The 18,077-nt window shown below is 69.7% G+C and carries 13 protein-coding genes; 8 read left to right on the top strand and 5 right to left on the bottom strand.

The annotated features are described in order from the left end of the window. Window positions 1-226: 226 nt before the first annotated feature. Window positions 227-5,419, top strand: a complete 5,193-nt coding sequence (locus AB0P11_RS16815) for an isopeptide-forming domain-containing fimbrial protein (RefSeq protein WP_363523107.1) — start codon at window positions 227-229, stop codon at window positions 5,417-5,419. A 111-nt stretch (window positions 5,420-5,530) separates the two neighbouring features. Here AB0P11_RS16815 and AB0P11_RS16820 read toward each other — a convergent pair whose 3' ends face one another. Further along, the gene (locus AB0P11_RS16820) at window positions 5,531-8,059 is read right to left on the bottom strand and encodes a LuxR C-terminal-related transcriptional regulator (protein ID WP_363523109.1); all 2,529 of its coding nucleotides are present in this window, start codon (window positions 8,057-8,059) and stop codon (window positions 5,531-5,533) included. A gap of 134 nt (window positions 8,060-8,193) precedes the next feature. On the opposite strand from AB0P11_RS16820, the gene AB0P11_RS16825 reads away from it, so the two are divergent. After that, complete coding sequence (locus AB0P11_RS16825) at window positions 8,194-8,745, top strand: hypothetical protein (RefSeq protein WP_285364357.1); 552 nt, start codon at window positions 8,194-8,196, stop codon at window positions 8,743-8,745. 70 nt (window positions 8,746-8,815) lie between these two features. Here AB0P11_RS16825 and AB0P11_RS16830 read toward each other — a convergent pair whose 3' ends face one another. The 3 genes from AB0P11_RS16830 to AB0P11_RS16840 form a co-directional block, all read right to left on the bottom strand. Next, window positions 8,816-9,256, bottom strand: coding sequence for a hypothetical protein (locus AB0P11_RS16830; RefSeq protein ID WP_187250799.1), 441 nt, complete (start codon window positions 9,254-9,256; stop codon window positions 8,816-8,818). Between the two features lie 91 nt (window positions 9,257-9,347). After that, a complete protein-coding gene (locus AB0P11_RS16835; protein WP_363523190.1) occupies window positions 9,348-10,694 on the bottom strand; it encodes an MFS transporter in 1,347 nt (448 codons plus the stop codon). Between the two features lie 5 nt (window positions 10,695-10,699). Next, complete coding sequence (locus tag AB0P11_RS16840; RefSeq protein ID WP_053097780.1) at window positions 10,700-11,140, bottom strand: MarR family transcriptional regulator; 441 nt, start codon at window positions 11,138-11,140, stop codon at window positions 10,700-10,702. An 81-nt stretch (window positions 11,141-11,221) separates the two neighbouring features. Between AB0P11_RS16840 and AB0P11_RS16845 the strand changes: the two genes are divergently transcribed. From AB0P11_RS16845 to AB0P11_RS16865, 5 genes are all read left to right on the top strand, one after another. Continuing rightward, the gene (locus AB0P11_RS16845; RefSeq protein ID WP_363523112.1) at window positions 11,222-11,959 is read left to right on the top strand and encodes a copper homeostasis protein CutC; all 738 of its coding nucleotides are present in this window, start codon (window positions 11,222-11,224) and stop codon (window positions 11,957-11,959) included. 55 nt (window positions 11,960-12,014) lie between these two features. After that, window positions 12,015-12,869 carry an alpha/beta hydrolase gene (locus AB0P11_RS16850; RefSeq protein ID WP_053097778.1) on the top strand — a complete coding sequence of 285 codons (855 nt, stop codon included), beginning with the start codon at window positions 12,015-12,017 and terminating at the stop codon, window positions 12,867-12,869. Between the two features lie 161 nt (window positions 12,870-13,030). Further along, a complete protein-coding gene (locus AB0P11_RS16855; RefSeq protein ID WP_363523115.1) occupies window positions 13,031-13,768 on the top strand; it encodes a DUF1684 domain-containing protein in 738 nt (245 codons plus the stop codon). A gap of 49 nt (window positions 13,769-13,817) precedes the next feature. After that, window positions 13,818-14,867, top strand: a complete 1,050-nt coding sequence (locus AB0P11_RS16860) for a biotin/lipoate A/B protein ligase family protein (RefSeq protein ID WP_363523117.1) — start codon at window positions 13,818-13,820, stop codon at window positions 14,865-14,867. Window positions 14,868-14,905: 38 nt separating this feature from the next. Beyond that, window positions 14,906-15,871: a site-specific DNA-methyltransferase gene (locus AB0P11_RS16865; protein WP_363523119.1), complete on the top strand. Its 966-nt coding sequence runs from the start codon at window positions 14,906-14,908 to the stop codon at window positions 15,869-15,871. A gap of 51 nt (window positions 15,872-15,922) precedes the next feature. Here AB0P11_RS16865 and AB0P11_RS16870 read toward each other — a convergent pair whose 3' ends face one another. Further along, the gene (locus tag AB0P11_RS16870; protein ID WP_053097774.1) at window positions 15,923-16,468 is read right to left on the bottom strand and encodes a hypothetical protein; all 546 of its coding nucleotides are present in this window, start codon (window positions 16,466-16,468) and stop codon (window positions 15,923-15,925) included. 124 nt (window positions 16,469-16,592) lie between these two features. Here AB0P11_RS16870 and AB0P11_RS16875 point away from each other — a divergent pair, with 124 nt between their 5' ends. Further along, complete coding sequence (locus tag AB0P11_RS16875; RefSeq protein ID WP_363523121.1) at window positions 16,593-18,059, top strand: carboxylesterase family protein; 1,467 nt, start codon at window positions 16,593-16,595, stop codon at window positions 18,057-18,059. Window positions 18,060-18,077: the final 18 nt, after the last annotated feature.

Raw genomic sequence — 18,077 nt, forward strand, 5'->3', positions numbered from 1 at the left:
ACGGTCGCTCGTGCCGGGCACCATGACGCCCCACCGTTCCGAGCAAGGGGTGAAAACGAGGGGTGAATTCGGCTCATTCGGGCGGGGGTGAATCTGCCGGCACGGCAGTCTTTCGGAGGCCCGGTTCGAGCGCGAGGTCGATCGACAGCGCTCCGGGATGCCGCCGAAGGGGGTGGCGGGCCCCGAGTGCGCGAGTGCGCACCGGATGCGACAAGGGGAGACAGTCGTGATTATTCGTGGTGCGCGAAAGCGCCATCAACCGACCGAGACACAGCAGGCGACGCCACGCTGGGGGAGGACGGCGCGCAAGCTCGTCAGCGGGCTCGTCACCACAGCGGTCGTCGCGTCGTCGATGGTCTTCATCGGCGGCACGGTCACGGCCGCCCCCGCAGCGGCCGCCGACCCGTTCCTCTGCACACCCGGGGCGGTCTTCGTGCAGAGCACGACGGAGATCCGCGAGTTCGCGGTGAACGAGCAGGGCGGCGCGCCCGGTGACGGCGGCGCCCTCGGCACGATCAGCTTCGGCACCGGCCACTCCGACAACGGTCTCGGCATCTCTGCCGGTGGTCGCTACGCGTACACGGTGACGAACACGTCGTCGAACAAGGTGCTGGCGAAGCACGACCGGGTCACCGATCAGACCACGCGCACCCCGTTCACGCTCAGCTCCGCCGTGCTGCGTGGGGCAGTGAACCCGGTGACCGGGGTCTACTACTTCGCGAGCGGCACAGCCGGCAACGCGATCAACATCTACGCCTGGAACGAGGGCGTCACCCCGCAGACCTACGTGCAGGTCGGCACGCTGCGTCCCACCGCAGGCAGCAGCGCCTTCGGTGCGAACGGCGACATGGCTTTCAGCGCCTCCGGCCAGCTCGTGCTCGTCGCAGATCAGGACATCTACGCCGCCGATCTGCCCACTGAACTCGTGTCGAGCACCGCCACCATCGACGCCAAGCAGGTGCATGACCTCGGCGACGGTGTGCAGGGCAACGGCATCGCCTTCGGCAACCTCGGCCACATCTTCGTCTCGGTCTCGAGCGGTGGCAACCGCATCATCGAGGTCGACCTTCCGCGAGGCGAGACGGTCAACACGACACTCCTCGGCAGCTTCTCGCCGACCGACATGTCGAGCTGCACCTTCCCCAACACCCTCACGCTCAAGAAGGACCTGCCGGATGGGCGCCACGCGCCGACCGACCAGTTCGCGCTCAGCATCCAGTCGCCCGACGGATACAGCGTCGCGCAGACCTCGGCCACGACGACCGGTGATGAGCCGGGCGTCCAGCGTGACTACGCCGGTCCGGTGTTCACGAATCAGGGCGACACGTTCGACCTCGCAGAGGCGGCCGCGGGCTCGGCCGACCCGACAGGCTACGACTCCTCTCTGGTCTGCGAGCAGATCAACGGAGACGGCTCGACCACACCCGTCGCCGTGAGCGACTCGGGACAGGTCACCCAGCCGGCTGGTCCTCTCGGCACCGACGTCACCTGCGTCTACTCCAACGTCCTCCTCGCGCCCGGGCTCGACCTGCGCAAGACCTCCGACCCGGCAGACGGCACCGCCGTCGCGGCGGGGCAGCGGATCACCTACCAGGTCGCGGTCGAGAACACCGGGAACACCGTGCTGAACGATGTCGAGATCGCCGACGACCTGAGCGGGGTCTTCTCGCTCGCCGAGTACCAGGACGACCTCGCGACGACCGTCGACGGCATCGATCTCGTCGAGAGCGGTGCCGCCATCACCGGCGACATGCTCACGTGGACGGGAGCCCTCGAGCCGGGGCAGATCATGACGTTCACCTATTCGGTGATCGTCGACGAGGACGTCGAGGGTGAGACCATCGCCAACAGCGTGACCGCCTCGGGCACGCCTCCCGGTGGCGACCCGATCGTCCCGCCTGCTGTCACGACCGAGCACCCGGTCGCGGGCTTCACCATCGCCAAGACCGCCGACCCCGCCTCGGGCACCGTGGTGCAGCCCGGCCAGATCATCGAGTACACCGTCACCGGCACCAACACCGGTGCCACCGCTCTCGCCCCGGCCTCCATCGCCGACGACCTCACCGACGTGCTCGCGCACGCCGAGTACAACGCCGACATCGCGACCGCGATCGACGGCATCCCGGTTCTCACCGGGGGAGCCACCCTCACCGGCACCGACCTCGCCTGGAGCGGCACGCTGCAGGCCGGTCAGATCGTGACGATCACCTACTCGGTGACCGTCGCTGAAGACGCCTCCGGCGAGGTGCTCAGCAACGTCGCCTCGGGCACAGCCACCCCGACGACGCCGAACCCTGCCGACCCGACGGGTCCGCAGATCCCCGGCGAGCCGATCGTTCCTCCGACCTCGGTCACCCAGCATCCCGTGCTCGGGTCGGGCTTCACGATCAGCAAGACCGCCGACCCGGCATCCGGCACCTCTGTCTCGGCCGGAGACACGATCGAGTACACGGTCACCGGAACCAACACCGGCGACACCGACCTCTCGCCGGTGACCATCTCCGACGACCTCACTGCGGTGCTCGATGACGCCGCATACAACGACGACGTCACGGCCGACCGCGGCAGCGCGGATGTGACCGACGGCACGCTGACCTGGACGGGCTCCATCCCGCAGGGGGAGTCCGTCACGATCCGCTACACGGTCACCGTCGACGCGGGCGTCGAGAGCGCCCTGCTCCGCAACATCGCGACCGGCGAGGCGACACCGCAGATCCCCGTCGACCCGAGCGACCCCGAGAGCCCGACGACTCCCGGCACGCCGATCACTCCGCCGCAGGTCGAGACCACGCATCCCGTCGTCGACACCGGCTTCGAGGTCACCAAGACCTCTGATCCGGCCTCCGGCACGGCCGTGAATCCTGGCGACACCATCGAGTACACGGTCACGGGAACGAACACGGGCACCACCGTGCTCGACCCCGCGGCGATCACCGACGACCTGTCGGCCGTTCTCGCGAACGCCGTCTACAACGGCGACGTCTCGGCGACCACAGGCACGGTCGATGTGACCGGATCCCAGCTCAGCTGGACGGGCGCACTCGGTTCCGGCGACGACGTCGTGATCACCTACACCGTGACCGTCGACGGCGAAGCGACCGGTGTGCTGCTGCGCAACACCGCGGAGGGAACGGCGACACCGCTGATCCCCTCGGACCCGACCGATCCGGACAGCCCCAGCACTCCGGGCGCTCCGGTGTCGCCGCCGCCCGCGTCGACCCAGCACCCGGTCGTGAACCCCGGATTCGAGGTCAGCAAGACCGCCGACCCGGTCACCGGCACCGCTGTAGACCCGGGCAGCGTGATCGAGTACACCGTGACCGGCACGAACACGGGCGACACCGTGCTCGACCCGGCCGCGATCTCGGACCACCTCGCCGGTGTGCTGGCGAACGCCTCGTACAACGACGATGTGGATGCCACGCGCGGCACCGCCACGGTGGCCGACAGCGCCCTCGCCTGGACCGGTTCGCTCGAGCCGGGTGAGGACGTCGTGATCACCTACTCAGTGACCGTCGACGGCGACGCCGGTGGCGAGACCATCACCAACACGGTGACGGGAGAGGCGACGCCGCTGGTTCCGTCCGATCCGAGTGACCCGGCGAGCCCGACGACACCGGGCGCGCCCATCGTGCCGCCGACCGCGGTCACCGAGCACCGGGTCAACGAGCCCGGCTTCGCGTTCTCGAAGACGGCCGATCCGGCATCCGGAACCGCTGTGGATCCGGGTGACGTGATCACCTATGTGCTGACCGGAGTGAACAGCGGCGATACGGCGCTCGACAGCGTCGAGATCGTCGACGACCTCTCGAGCGTCCTGGATCACGCCTCGCTCGACGCCGATCCCGTCGCGACGATCATCGGCGGCGTGGAGACGCCTGTCGCGGTCGTCGACGGCGAGCTCTCGTGGACGGGTGCGCTCGCCGTCGGACAGACGGTCACCATCACCTATTCGGTGACGGTAGGACCGGATGCCGCCGGCGAACTGATCGAGAACTCGGCGACCGCCATCGCGACGCCTCCGGGCGGTGAAGAGATCACGCCGCCCCCGGCCACGACGACGAACCCGGTCAACGAGCCCGGCTTCTCGGTGTCGAAGAGCGCCGCTCCCGCTTCGGGCACGGCCATCGACCCCGGTGCCGTCGTCACCTACACGGTGACCGGCGTGAACACCGGCGAGACCGTGCTCGACCCCGTCGACATCCGCGATGACCTGTCGGGCGTGCTCGACGACGCCGGGTTCAACGACGACGCGATCGCCCTGGTGGACGGTTCACCGGCTTCTGCTCCGCAACTCGTGGGCGAGACGCTCTCGTGGACGGGCGCACTCGGAATCGGAGAGACCGTCACGATCACCTACTCGGTGTCCGTGAACGCGGATGCCGGTGGCGAGACGCTCGAGAACTCGGTGACGGGCGGCGCGACTCCTCCCGGAGGGGTGCCTCCGATCGAGACGCCCCCGGCGGTCACGGTGAACCCGATCAACGAGCCCGGATTCGAGCTCGTGAAGACCGCCGACCCGGCCTCGGGGACGCGGGTCGACCCGGGAAGCATCATCACCTACACCGTGACGGGCATCAACACGGGTGAGACCGCGCTCGACCCGGTCGCCATCGGTGACGACCTCTCGAACGTCCTCGCCCACGCCGAATACAACGGCGATGTGTCGGCCGCTGTCGACGGCACGCCCGTCGCAGCGCCGATCGTGCAGGGCGATGAGCTCTCGTGGCAGGGTGCTCTCGCGGTCGGCGAGCGGGTCGCGATCACGTACTCCGTGACGGTGGATGCCGACGCGGGCGGTGCGACGATCTCGAACGTCGCCGACGGCACCGCCACCGCCCCCGGCGGCGCCGAGCTCACGCCTCCTCCGGCATCGACGGAGCACAGTGTCGGCGCTCCGGGCTTCACGTTCGCGAAGACCGCGAACGTGGGCTCCGGGACGGCCGTGGCCGTGGGCAGCGTGGTCACCTACACGCTCACCGGCGTCAACACCGGGGAGACCGACCTCGACGAGGTCGTCGTCAGCGACGATCTCTCCAAGGTGCTGGACCACGCGGCACTGACCGGTGTCGTCACCGCGACCGTCGGCGATCACGAGGTCGCCGCACCCGTGGTCACGGACAGCGGGCTGCACTGGGTCGGCGCCCTCGCCGAGGGGGAGACGGTGACGGTCACGTACTCGGTGACCGTGGATGCGGATGCCGCGGGGGCCACGCTGGAGAACGTGGCCACGGCGCTGGCGACGAGCCCGGGGGATGCGCCTCTCCCGGTCGTCGAGAGCGCGACCGTTCATCCGGTCCAGTCGCCTCTGGCGATCACGGGCGGTCAGCTCGCACCCTGGGTGCTGGTGCTCGCGCTGACCCTGCTCCTGGGGGGAGCAGCGCTCCTGATCCTGCGCCGCCGCGCATCGATCGACTGAGCGACCCGCACGAAGAGCGGCCCTCGGCACCTGCCCCCCTCAGGTGCCGAGGGCCGTTCGGTGTCGTGATCCGACTCTGCTGTCCTGCGTCGACTCTGCTGCCGTCGAGACTCAGCGGTCGGTGAGGAGGTCGTGCTTCGCGGCCTGCTCGATCGCGTCGGCGCGGTTGCGGGCATCGAGCTTGCGGTAGATGCTCCGCAGCTGCGTCTTGAGGGTGTTCTGCGACACGCTCAGGTCGGCCGCGATCGACGGCAGCGACGCACCCGAGGTGAGTGCGCGCAGCACGACGAGCTCGCGGGCCGAGAGACGCGGGCGATCGGATGTCGCGGGAAGCACCGCGGTCACCGGCCGCCCGGGGGCGTGGGTCGCCAGAGCGTCCTGCAGCAGCTCGACGTCGTCGGGGGCGAACAGGGTGGCCGGCGTCGTCAGCTCACGATCATCCAGTTGGATTCCCAGGGCGACCGCAGCCTTCGCGGCCGCGGTCGCGCCCGCCGTGCGGCGCAGGGCGACGACCTGGATCGCGGCCGCCTCGGCGCGCTGACGCGAGGTCTGCGGGATCTCCCGCTTCGGAGCCAGCAGCCGAGCCGCCTCGGAGGCGTCGCCCTCGACCACCGCGAGGCGTGCGCGTTCGATGGTCGTGCCGAACTCGTCGGGCCTCGCATCGTGCCGCAGCGTCGCTCGAGCCGCGGCCACGTCGCCGACGGCGAGATGCAGCAGGGTCCGGGCGCGGCTGAGCACGTGCCGTGCGTGGGTGCTCCCTGTCTCGCGCCGTCGCAGCCGTCGCAGAGACTCCAGCTGCTCGAGTCCGGCTGCGGCTCTGCCCTCGTGCAGAGCGACCCAGGCCTCAGCGAGCCCCATCGTCGCCCAGTGCTCGCTGGTCGAGCGGTGAGGTCCGAACACGCCCACATGCTCGCGAGCCGCGGCCACGTCGCCGTCCTCGACCGCGAGCAGCGCCTCCGCGACGCGATAGAAGGTGCCGCGGTAGCCGTCGCGCTGCTGCTGCTCCCACGAGCTCTCGCGGATCAGCTCGGCGTAGTGGCGTGCCTCTGGCATATCGCCGTTCAGCGCGTGTATGCCGCTGAGCAGCGCGATGCTGTGGAAGGCCTTGCTCAGGTCACGCGACGCCGCCATCGCCGCCGCGTTCTCGAAGCACTCGATCGCGTCATCCTCGCGCCCGCCGTAGTAGAGGGAGATACCGAGATGCGTGCAGAGCAGCGGCATCTCCAGGGCGTACGGCTGCCACACCGATTCCGGCGTCTCGCGGTAGAGGCTCAGTGCTCGGGCAGCGACCTGAGCGGCGCGCTCCGACATCCCGATGACTCGCAGGGCCGCGCTCTCGGCAGCCCAGATGAAGACGCGCTCGGTCGTGGCCACATCAGTGCGGCGGGAGTTCGCTGCCGAGATCGCCACGCGCATCAGCTGCAGGCCGCGCAGACGCCTCAGCTTGCTGGCGTTGTAGCAGATGGCGAGCAGCATGGCGATGAGTGGCTGGTCCTTCAATCGGGACACCGGAAGCCTGCGCAGCAGGCGCACTGCGGCGGGCCCGTGGTGGTCGAGCAGCTGGCTCCACCCCGACATGATCACGTGCGATGCGAGCGGAAGATCGTCGTACTCCATCGCGAGCTGCAACGCCTCCAAGGGCGCTCGCCGCTGGAGCGCGCCCTCGACGGCCAGGTTCATGAGGCGCGGGAGCTCGTCCGCGTGCGACCTCACGAGTTCGCGGCGCAGCAGCGTCCGCACGACCGGAGCGAAGAGGAACAGGCGGTCGTTCGACCAGCTTCCGAGACCGAACGCCTCCGCGTCGTCGAGCGGGCTCTCGATCGCGTCGACGCCCGACAGCGCGCGCGCCGAGGCGAGGTCGACGGCATCCGCGACACTGATGCGCACCAGTGCCTCGAGGACGTCGGGGCCGATGCCCGAGGCTTCGAGGCGTGACTGCATGTACTCCTCGACTGCGGGCGAGGCGGCCTCGATCGCCGCCGCCGGATCGTCGCCGAGTGCAGACCGCTTCGAGGCCGCGTGGATGAGTGCGGGGTATCCGCCCGTCGCCTGGAGCACGTCCGCCGCGTCCGACTCGTCGACCCGCAGGGCACGGGAGATCTCCTCGATGTCGAAGAGAAGGTCGTCCGGTCCTATCACCGTTCGATCGATCACCAGGCTCAACCCGTCGCGATCGAACGCGCTGCGCCGGTTCGTCGCTGCGATCGCGCGCGCTCGGGGCGCTGCGGCCACCGTCCGACACAGGTCGAAGATGCTGTCCGGCGACAGGGTGGCAGCGTCGTCGAGTACGAGGACGAGTTCATCCGTGGTTTCGCTGAGACACTGCGCGACGGCGCTCCACGGATGCAGACGGTCGTCACCGGTCGGCGAGGTGAGTCCCGCACGGGACAGCGCGCGCAGAGCGGCGCGGGCGAGTTCGGTGCTGCTGGATCTCGTCGGATCGACAGTGACCCAGACGGTCGTCGAGGCGGTGACGCGCGCCCATTCCGCGAGCGCGACCGTCTTCCCGAGTCCCGACGCGCCGCGGAGCACCGTCAGCGGACTGCGGTTCTCCAGCGCGGCCACCAGTCTCGGGCGCGAGGTGACATCGCTCGGCAGGCGGGGGACGTCTACATGCGCGAGCGCGGCAGAAGCTGGCATCGTCTCCTCCCCGGATGGTGTGCGTCTCTACGATATTCCGAAACATCGTCGGGGAGGCGCGTCAGGGTCTTCCTGCGACGGAGGGACGTCGGTCACGGATCCGCGCTGCAGTTGCACGGATCTAGGCTGGAGGGATGCATGAGGCCCGACCCCGAACCGTGAGGCGGGTGCCGACGAGCGCGCTGCTCATCAGCGCAGCATTCGCGGCGGTTCAGGCGCTGGTGTTCGTGATGGTCGTGCCCATCACCTCGTTGCTCGCCGTGTCGTCTCCGCCCGCGTACGCGCTCGTCGCCGCCGTGCACACCGCGATGCCGCTGCTCGCCCGTGTGGTCACCCGCGTGCCGGGCATGGCCACGTTCACCGCTGCGGTCACAGGGGTGCTGACGTCGGTGATCTCCCCGATCGGTCCGATCGCGGCGGTGCCGATGGTCTGCGCCGCCATCGCGCTCGATCTGGTCCTGCCGCTCCAGCGGGGAACGAGGGCGAGCGCACGCCGCATCCTCCTTGCCGCTGCGGTCGCCGGCGTCGTGCTGTTCCTCGTCGCCTTGCCGGTGTTCTCCCCCGAGCACTTGGTGCCTGGCGTGCTGACGGCGACGTTCGGCGCGCGCATCGTCGGCGAACTGGCGGTGGCGGCAGGCGTGATCGGAGTGCGGCGGTTGCTCGTGCGGGCCGGGACGATTCGCTGAACGCCCTGTCAGACGGCGCACGAAGGGGGCGGATGCTGCGGCATCCGCCCCCTTCGTCGTTCCCGCGCGTTCAGGCCGGGGTGTCGTTCGGGTCCAGCGTGCGCAGGGTGTCCTGCTCGACCTCGTTGTCGGCCGTCAGCTGGTCTTCGGTGTTCTCGTCGCCGCCGATGGCCGCGTCGCGGTCGGGGCTGGCGTCGCCCTGGATGGCGCCGCGGGGTGATTCGCCGTGCGAGCTGTCGCCCTGGATGGCGCCGCCCTGGGCAGCGCCCTGCGCGTTCTCGTCGTCGGCGTCGCCCTGGATGGCACCGCGCGGCGAGTCGCCGTGCGAGCTGTCGCCCTGGATCGCGCCGCCCTGAGTGGAGCCCTGGGCGTTTCCGTCGAGCTCGTCGGGCTGACGCCCGGCGTCTGCCGTCGACTGGCCGTCAGGAGCGGTGTTGTGCTCGGGGATCACGTCGGGGGAGCCTTCTGCGGGCTGCTCGGGGTGCGGGGTGCGTCCTGTGTTCTGGTCCATGACGTGACGGTACGTCCACCCCGCCTGCGCGTGGAGGGCATTGACAAACCGGTCTCACGCGTTCCGCCCGCGATGCCCGGCCAGAACGCGGTCAGTCCTTCTTCGAGGTGCGGATCGGCGTGGTGACGGCTGCCTCGTCGCTGAACTCGACCGGTTCGGCCTTCTTCTCGAGGATCTCGGCCTCGTCGACGATGTTCAGCGGTCGCGTCTCGTCGAGCGTCATGAGGAATCGGCTGCCCTCGGAGCGATGCAGTCGTCCGGAGGTGAAGACCCAGATCGCGCCGATCGCGCACGCGACGAAACCGGCGGTGCCGCCGAGCATGATCGCCGTGCGCGGCCCGAAGGTGTCGGCCACCCACCCGGCGATCGGGGCGCCGACCGGCGTCGAGCCCATGATCACGGCCATGTACAGCGCGAGCACACGGCCGCGCAGGGCAGGCGCGGTGGTCATCTGCACGTAGCCGTTGGCGGTCGTCAGCAGCGTCACGATCATGAACCCGGTGAACGTCAGCGTGATCGCGTACGTCAGATACGTGGGCATGGATGCGGAGACGAACGCCGCGACGCCGAATCCCCCGGCAGCCAAGATCACGACACGCACCCTGGCTCGGTCACGCCGGGCAGCCAGGAGCGCACCGGCGAGCGAGCCGATCGCGAGCACCGAGCTCAGCACTCCGTACCCGTCGGCGCCCGCCCCGAACTCGATCGCCATGGTCGAGGCGAAGATGGGGAAGTTCATGCCGAAGGCGCCGATCAGGAACACCGTCACGAACACGACGCGCAGGTCGCTGCGCCCCCACACATAGCGGAAGCCCTCGGCGAGTCCGCCGGGGCGGCGGTTCTTCAGGCGCAGTGCGAGCTGGCCGGTGCGCAGCATCAGCAGCGCGACGAGCATCGCCAGGAACGTCACGGCGTTCGCGATGAACACCCAGCCCGAGCCGATCGCGACGATCAGCAGGCCGCCGACGGCCGGGCCGATCATGCGGGCCAGGTTGAAGGATGCCGAGTTGAGGGCGACCGCGTTGGACGTGTCGCCGGCGGAGACCATGTCGGAGACGAACGCCTGCCGCGCGGGGGCGTCGAAGGCGTTGACGACACCGAACGCCGCAGCGAAGCAGAACATCATCGGCAGCGTCATCACGCCGTTGAGCAGCAGCACGCCGACGGCGATCGCGAGCATCAGCAGCGCGCTCTGGGTGGCGAGCAGGATGCGGCGGCGCTCGAAGCGATCGGCGACCCATCCGGTGAGGCTCACGAGCACGAGCGGCGGACCGAACTGCAGCGCCATCGTGACGCCCATGGCCGCGGCGTCGTTGTCGGTGAGCTCGGTGAGCACGACCCAGTCCTGGGCGGTCGCCTGCATCCACCCGCCGATGTTCGAGACGAGGGCACCGGCGAACCAGATGCGGTAGTTGATGTTCGAGAAGGAACGGAACATCGCGCTCATCGGTCGACCACCTTCCGCATCAGGGCGCTCGCTGCGCGCAGCGTCGCCAGTTCGTCCTCCGTGAAGTCCAGTTCGCCGAGCATCTCGGCGAGCAGCTCGTCTCTTCGTCGGATGGTCTGCTCCACGATCTCGGTGCCTGCCTCGGTGATGTCGACCTGCACGCGGCGGCGATCTTCGGCATCCGGAGTGCGGAGCACGAATCCCTGCTCTTCGAGCCCGTTGATCATGTTCGTCATCGACGGCGCGGTGACCCGCTCGCGCTCGGCCAGGGCGCTGATGGTGCGGCGGCCGTGCATGCGCAGCGTCGCGAGCACCGCGAGCTGCGCGTCGCTCATCGCGTCGACGGCGCGAGCGCATCGCAGGCGCCGTGCGAGCCGGAACGTCGCCATGCGCAGGTCTGTCGCGGTGAGGTGGAGGGAATCATCAGGCGCAGACATTACTTAGACAGTCTAAGTAATTTACGCCCGGATCGGAAGTCGGTGGCAGGACGCACCCGCCGCACAGGTCACAATGGACGGGTGACCCGAACCCCCGCGATCGAAATCGCCGTCCAGGATCCCGCCGGAGTGCGCATCGCCGGGGCCGTCGGCGCCGCGCGCGTCGAGCTGGCCCAGGCCCTCGCGCTCGGCGGCCTCACTCCGTCGCCGGCGACCCTCGACCTGTCGATCGACGCCGCGCATGCCGTCGGTGTCGAGGTGCACGTGCTCGTCCGGCCTCGGGCGGGCGGCTTCCGCTACTCCGCCGACGAGATCGCGATCGCCGAGAACGATGTCCGACGTGCGATCGAGGCGGGAGCCGACGGTGTCGTGATCGGCGCCCTCGACGACGAGGGGCTGCTCGACATCCCCGCCATGCGGCGTCTGCGCGACGCCGCCGGGGCGGCATCCGTCACCCTGCATCGCGCGATCGACGTGACCCCCGACCCCGTCGCCACGCTCGTCGCCGCTCGCTCGCTGGGCCTGCGCCGCGTGCTGACCTCGGGCGGCGCCTCGGTCGCGATCGACGGCATCGACACGCTCCGGGCGCTCGTCGCCGAGGCCGCCGGCGAGATCGAGATCATGGCGGGCAGCGGAGTGGATGCCGCCAGCGCCGCCACCCTCGCCGCCGCCGGTGTCGACGCCCTGCACTTCTCCGCGAAGCGCACGGTGAGAGAAGACGGCGGCGTGCGCATGGGCTCTGCCGCCGACGGCGTCGGAGGATACGAGGTCACCGACCTCGAGATCGCCCAGGGCATCATCGCCGCGCTGTCGAGCTGACGCGTCCGACGCGGTCGGCCTGACGCATGTCGCGCACTCTCAGTAGGGTGGGGGCGTGACCGATACGCGCGAATTCACGGATGCCGACGGCATCGCCATCGTCTACGACGTGCACCCAGCGGTCGGTGATGCGCGGGGAGTCGTGCAGCTGCTGCACGGGGTGGGCGAGCACGCCGGTCGGTACGGCGCGCTGATCGCCGCGCTCACCGAGGCCGGATTCATCGTCTACGCCGACGATCATCGGGGGCATGGGCGCACCGGCATCCGTCAGCACGGCGGACCCGAGAAGCTCGGTCGACTCGGCAAGGGCGGTCTGCGTGCGGCGGAGGCGGCGATCTGGCAGCTCACCGGCATCATCAAGGACGAGCACCCCGACCTGCCCCTCGTGCTGCTGGGGCACTCGTGGGGATCATTCCTCGCGCAGATGCTCGTGAACGACCACCCCGAGGCATGGGATGCGGTGATCCTCTCGGGCTCGGCTCTGCGTACGCCCGGATCGCTCAACGCTGCACCGCTCAACGCCCGCTGGGCCGCCGACGACGCGACGGGCCTCGAGTGGCTGAGCCGCGATCCGGCGGTGTGGACGGCGTTCGACGAGGATCCGCTCACCACGAACCAGCCGCTGCTGAAGCTGTTCGGCCCCGTCGAGGCGGCCAAGCTCTACGGCCGTCCGCGCAAGGACCTCGGCCGCGACATCCCGCTGTTGCTGCTCGTCGGTCGCGACGATCCGGTCGGCGGTCCGCGCAGCGTGCACAAGCTCGCCGACGAGTACCGCACCCGATCGGGACTCACCGACATCACGACGCTGGTGTATCCCGACGCTCGTCACGAGATCTTCAACGAGCTGCAGCAGGACGAGGTGCGCGCCGACATCCTGTCGTGGCTCGACACCCGCATTCCCGCTCGCTGACCGTTGCCTCGATCCGGGTGAGCCGCGCCACCATCCGGTCGGCTCGCGCGTCGGCGTGTTACGCCCCGTGAACGGACGTTACAGCGGGTGAATCCGCGTGACGTCATCGCGGCACATCGGCCTCTCCTCCGCATAGATTCGCGGCGAGAGGGAGGTGCGGGGTGGGATTCGAAGACGAGTGGCGTGCATGGCACGACGCGCGGGAGCGCTATGCCGGCGCGGAGTACGGCCCGGCCGCGCTCGAGTCGACGAACTGGCTCATCACCGAACCCGCCGCCGTGGAGGGGGTCCCGGGTCTCTGGGCGCTCACGGGAGACGGAGGGATCCGCGGCAGCGATCTCGGCACGGCCGGGTCGGTCGTCACGCTGAGGGGCCGTGAGACGCTGCGGCTCGGACGCCGCGAGCTGCGTGTGTTCGACCGGCGCGGCGAGGTCGCGCTGCGGGTGTTCAATCCCCGACGCCCCGAGCGCGAGCGGTTCAGTGCGATCGACGCGTATCCGCCTCGGGAGGGATGGCGGATCGCGGCGGTGTTCGAGCCCACGCCGGGCGAGACGATCACCGTGACCTCGATCGACGGGCGCTCGCACGACACCGACCTCGCCGGACGGCTGCGGTTCACGCTCGACGGTGTCGCCGTGGCGCTGGCCGCGACGCGTGCGCCGCAGGGCGGCCTGAGCGCCGTCTTCGCCGACGGGACCAACGGCACCGAGACCTATCGGTTCCGCTTCCTGCCGGTCGAGGAACCGGCATCAGACGGCTCGGTGGTCATCGACTTCAACCGCGCCTACCTGCCGCCGTGCGCCTTCTCGGACCAGTACGTGTGTCCTCAGCCGCCGCCGGGCAACCGCTTCTCGGCGCCGATTCGCGCCGGCGAGCGGGCGGTCGTGCTGGGGCGCTGAATCCGCGGCGCACCGCGCCTGAGCGACGGGCTCGCCTTAAGCTGTAACCGTGCACGGTGAATTCAAGGTTCCAGGAGGAAAGCTCGTCGTCGTCGACCTTGAGGTCGAAGACGGCAGGATCGCCCGCTTCCGGCTCGCCGGCGACTTCTTCCTCGAACCCGACACCGCACTCGATGACATCGACCGGGCGGTCACCGGTCTGCCGGTCGAGACGGATGCCACGGCCATCGCCGCTGCAGTGCGCGGCGCTCTGCCCGACGGTGCACAGCTGCTCGGGTTCACTCCCGAAGCGGTCGGCACGGCCGTGCGGCGAGCACTCGTCACGGCACCGGGATGGAACGACTTCGACTGGGAGATCGTGCACGAGAAGGCGGTCTCGCCGCGCATGAACCTCGCGCTCGACGAGGTGCTCACCTCTCGGGTCGGCGAGGGGCGTCGGCGCCCCACCCTGCGCATCTGGGAGTGGGATCAGTCGGCCGTCGTCATCGGCTCATTCCAGTCGTACCGCAATGAGGTCGACCCCGAGGGCGCCGCCCGGCACGGCTTCGACGTCGTGCGCCGCATCTCCGGCGGTGGCGCGATGCTCATGGCCGCAGGGCAGATCATCACCTATTCGCTCTACGTGCCGGCATCCCTCGTGCAGGGCATGACCTTCGCCGACTCCTATGCGTTCCTCGACGACTGGGTGCTGCAGGCGCTGCGCTCGCTGGGGATCGATGCGATCTATCAGCCGCTCAACGACATCGCGAGCTCGTCGGGCAAGATCGGCGGAGCCGCGCAGAAGCGCCTCGCCAACGGGGGAGTGCTGCACCACGCGACCCTGTCGTACGACATCGACGGTCAGATGATGACCGAGGTGCTGCGCATCGGCCGCGAGAAGCTCAGCGACAAGGGGACGACGTCGGCCGCGAAGCGGGTGGATCCGCTGCGCAGCCAGACCGGCCTCGCGCGGGCCGAGATCATCGAGCGCTTCAAGGACACCTTCCGCTCGCTCACCTCGGCGGAGGACGGCACGATCAGCGCCGACGAGTACGCGGATGCCGAGGCTCTGGTGGAGTCGAAGTTCGCCACCGACACGTGGCTGCACCGGGTTCCGTGACCGACCCCGCGCCTGACCCCTCGTCTGATCCCGGGGCGGTGGATCCCGCTCCTGTCGTCCGCGGTGACGTCTCGATCATCCAGGGCGACAACCTCGCCGTCGCGGCGACCCTGCCGTCGGCGTCGTTCACGCTCGTCTACCTCGACCCGCCGTTCAACACGGGCCGGACGCAGGAGCGACAGGTGGTCACCGCCCGTCGCACGTTCACGACTCAGCAAGAACCGGGTGCGTTCGGAGTCGGACTCCCGGAATCCCGCGGGTCGGATGCGGCGGTCACGCCGATCGTGCTGAGTTCTGAACCGGCGGCGCCGCCGGCCGAGGTGCGGCACGGTTTCCACGGCCACGCCTATGAGCGGGTGCGCGGGATGCTCCGCACCTACGACGACCGCTTCGACGACTACGGCGCCTTCCTGATGCCGCGACTCGAGGAGGCGTGGCGACTGCTGGCCGACGACGGCACCCTCTATCTGCACCTCGACTACCGCGAGGCGCACTACGCGAAGGTGATGCTCGATGCGGTCTTCGGCCGCGACTGCTTCCTGAACGAGCTCATCTGGGCCTATGACTACGGTGCGAAGTCCCGCCGTCGCTGGCCCACCAAGCACGACACGATCCTCGTCTACGTGAAGAACCCCCGCGAGTACGTGTTCAACTCCGACGACATCGATCGCGAGCCGTACATGGCTCCCGGGCTCGTCACGGCCGAGAAGGCCGCCCGAGGCAAGCTGCCCACCGACGTGTGGTGGCACACGATCGTGCCGACGACCGGCCGTGAGAAGACCGGATATCCGACGCAGAAACCCGAGGGCATCCTGCGGCGCATCGTGCGGGCGTCCAGCCGTCCGGGCGACCGTGTGCTCGACCTCTTCGCCGGCAGCGGCACCACCGGGGCCGTCGCCTCGGCTCTCGGGCGCGACGCGGTGCTCGTCGACGACAACCCCGAGGCCGTGCGCGTCATGACGGAGCGGATGCCCGATGCCGTGGTGACCCGCGTCGGGGAGTAGCCCCGCACGCGGAGCACTCTCAGCAAGGATGCTCGCCTGCCGCAACAGGCGTCAGCGTGGTGCGTGGGTTCTCGTGTGCGCGTGGCAACGCGCGAGCAGGTCGGCGCGGCGTCTGATGGCGGCTTGTGCGCTCTCGGTGACGCTGCGTCCCACGCTGCTCGGGGTGGTCACATCGAGACCGGGGCGGGCGAACAGGACGTCGTAGAACGGAGCGAGAGTCTCGTCGGAGAACTTGAGCGTGCGACTGAGCGTCTGCAGCGGCGTGCCCCACCGACTGCCGCTGTCGGCATTGATATCCGCACCTTCATCGATCAGGCGGGCGAGCAGAGGCGCTTCGGCGGTGAAATCGTGTGCTGTCGCGCTCAGCAACACGTGCAGAGCGTTCACGTGGCTCTCGGTCGCTGCGGCGGCATCAGCGCCGTCGTCGAGCAGTCGCGTGGCGATCGCGACCCGGCTGGCGGGATCGGCGTTGCGGAGGGCTCGCATCAGCAGGGTCGATCCGTCCTCGTCTGCCCATCGTGCGAGCGAGGGCTCGTAGTCGGCGAGAAACTCGGCCTCGTTCGTGATCGCGGAGAAGTAGGCGCGGGGGTAGACCATGACGTCGACACTAGGCGACGGGCGCGGTCCGTGGCGGGAACATACGGGACGAGGATCGGCCGACGGGACACATCCCGGGCTGCCGTTCGGCGGGAGAGAGTCTCGGCGTGAGAGTGTGAGAGTCATGACCGAGTACGTCGAGGTGCAGACCGCCGCGGGGCGGGTTCGCGGGCGCTGGCGCCCGACCACCGGTGACAGGGGCGCACCGCGGTCGGCGGCCTTCCTCGGCATCCCGTTCGCAGAGGCGCCGATCGGTGACCTGCGGTTCCAGGCTCCGGTGCCGAAGGCGCCCTGGGACGGCATGCTCGACGCCCTCGAGTTCGCTGCGACCGCCCAGCGCGGCGATCCCGGGGTGACACTGATCCCCGAGCCGAGCGTCGAGGGCGACTCGACGCTGAACGTCAATGTCTTCACGCCCGATCCCACGGCGGCGGGTCTTCCCGTGCTGGTGTGGATCCACGGCGGCGGATACTTCGCGGGCTCTCCGGCGAGCCCCTGGTACGACGGCCGGAACTTCAACCGCGACGGCGTCGTCACCGTGTCGATCTCGTATCGGCTCGGCTTCGACGGATTCGGCTGGATCGAGGATGCCCCGTCGAACCGTGGCGTGCGCGACTGGCTGCTCGCTCTCGAATGGGTGCAACAGAACATCGCCGCATTCGGCGGAGACCCCGAGCGGGTGACGATCGCCGGACAGTCCGCGGGCGGCGGCGCCGTGCTGACCCTGCTCGGCATGGAGAAGGCGCAGCACCTGTTCCACGGCGTCTATGCGATCTCGGGAGCGCTCGGCGATGTCGCGGCGCCGCGAGCCGAGGCATTCGGGCGGGCGCTCGCTGCGGCGGCGAGCGTCGACCCCACCGTGGCCGGATTCTCATCGGTCGCGGAGGAGCGTCTGCTCGCCCTGCAGAAGAAGGCCACCCAGCTCGGTCCGTCGTCGATGACCAGCATGATCGATGAGGGGCTTCCGCTCGGTCCCGCGGTCGACGGCGACCTTCTCGTACGTCCGACCCCTGACTCTCTGCGTGCCGGCGTCGGTGCCGACAAGCCGCTCGTGATCGGCGCAGCCGACGACGAGTTCACCATGGCGTTCACCGGCAGCGCCGCGCGGGCGCTGCGCTGGGTGCCGCAGGGCGTCCTCTTGACCCGGCTGGGCCTGCGCAAGACGATCCGCGCGGACTATCTCGCCGCGAACGCCGACGTCGCCCGTCTCGGCAAGGCCCGCCTCGCCGGTCGCGTCCTCACCGATCGGATGTTCCGCAGCGGAGTTCCCCGCATCGCAGCCGCCCGGGGCGACGCGCCCACCTGGCTCTACCGGTTCTCGTGGCCGTCAGGGCATTTCGGCTTCGCGGAGCACTGCCTCGATGTGCCGTTCTTCTTCGACTGCCTCGACGGCCCCTCGATGGAGGCGCTCGCCGGACCGAATCCGCCGCAGGAACTCGCCGACGAGCTGCACGGTGCCGCCGTCGCGTTCCTCACCACGGGTGATCCCGGCTGGCCGGAGCACCAGGGGGATGCCGGAATGGTGCGGGTGTACGACCTGCCCACCCGCGACGTCGCCGATGCGTACGCGTCGGTGCGTGCGCTGGTCTGACACGCCTCGACGGGCCCG

Origin of the sequence: Microbacterium sp. NPDC079176, from assembly GCF_040686675.1 — a bacterium.
In the GTDB taxonomy this organism is placed as follows: Bacteria; Actinomycetota; Actinomycetes; order Actinomycetales; family Microbacteriaceae; genus Microbacterium.

Bases quoted from the DNA above. Each gene is read 5' to 3' on its own strand.
- AB0P11_RS16820 (WP_363523109.1), bottom strand. From the start codon at position 8,059: ATGCCAGCTTCTGCCGCGCTCGCGCATGTAGACGTCCCCCGCCTGCCG.
- AB0P11_RS16825 (WP_285364357.1), top strand. From the start codon at position 8,194: ATGCATGAGGCCCGACCCCGAACCGTGAGGCGGGTGCCGACGAGCGCG.
- AB0P11_RS16830 (WP_187250799.1), bottom strand. From the start codon at position 9,256: ATGGACCAGAACACAGGACGCACCCCGCACCCCGAGCAGCCCGCAGAA.
- AB0P11_RS16835 (WP_363523190.1), bottom strand. From the start codon at position 10,694: ATGTTCCGTTCCTTCTCGAACATCAACTACCGCATCTGGTTCGCCGGT.
- AB0P11_RS16840 (WP_053097780.1), bottom strand. From the start codon at position 11,140: ATGTCTGCGCCTGATGATTCCCTCCACCTCACCGCGACAGACCTGCGC.
- AB0P11_RS16870 (WP_053097774.1), bottom strand. From the start codon at position 16,468: ATGGTCTACCCCCGCGCCTACTTCTCCGCGATCACGAACGAGGCCGAG.
- AB0P11_RS16875 (WP_363523121.1), top strand. From the start codon at position 16,593: ATGACCGAGTACGTCGAGGTGCAGACCGCCGCGGGGCGGGTTCGCGGG.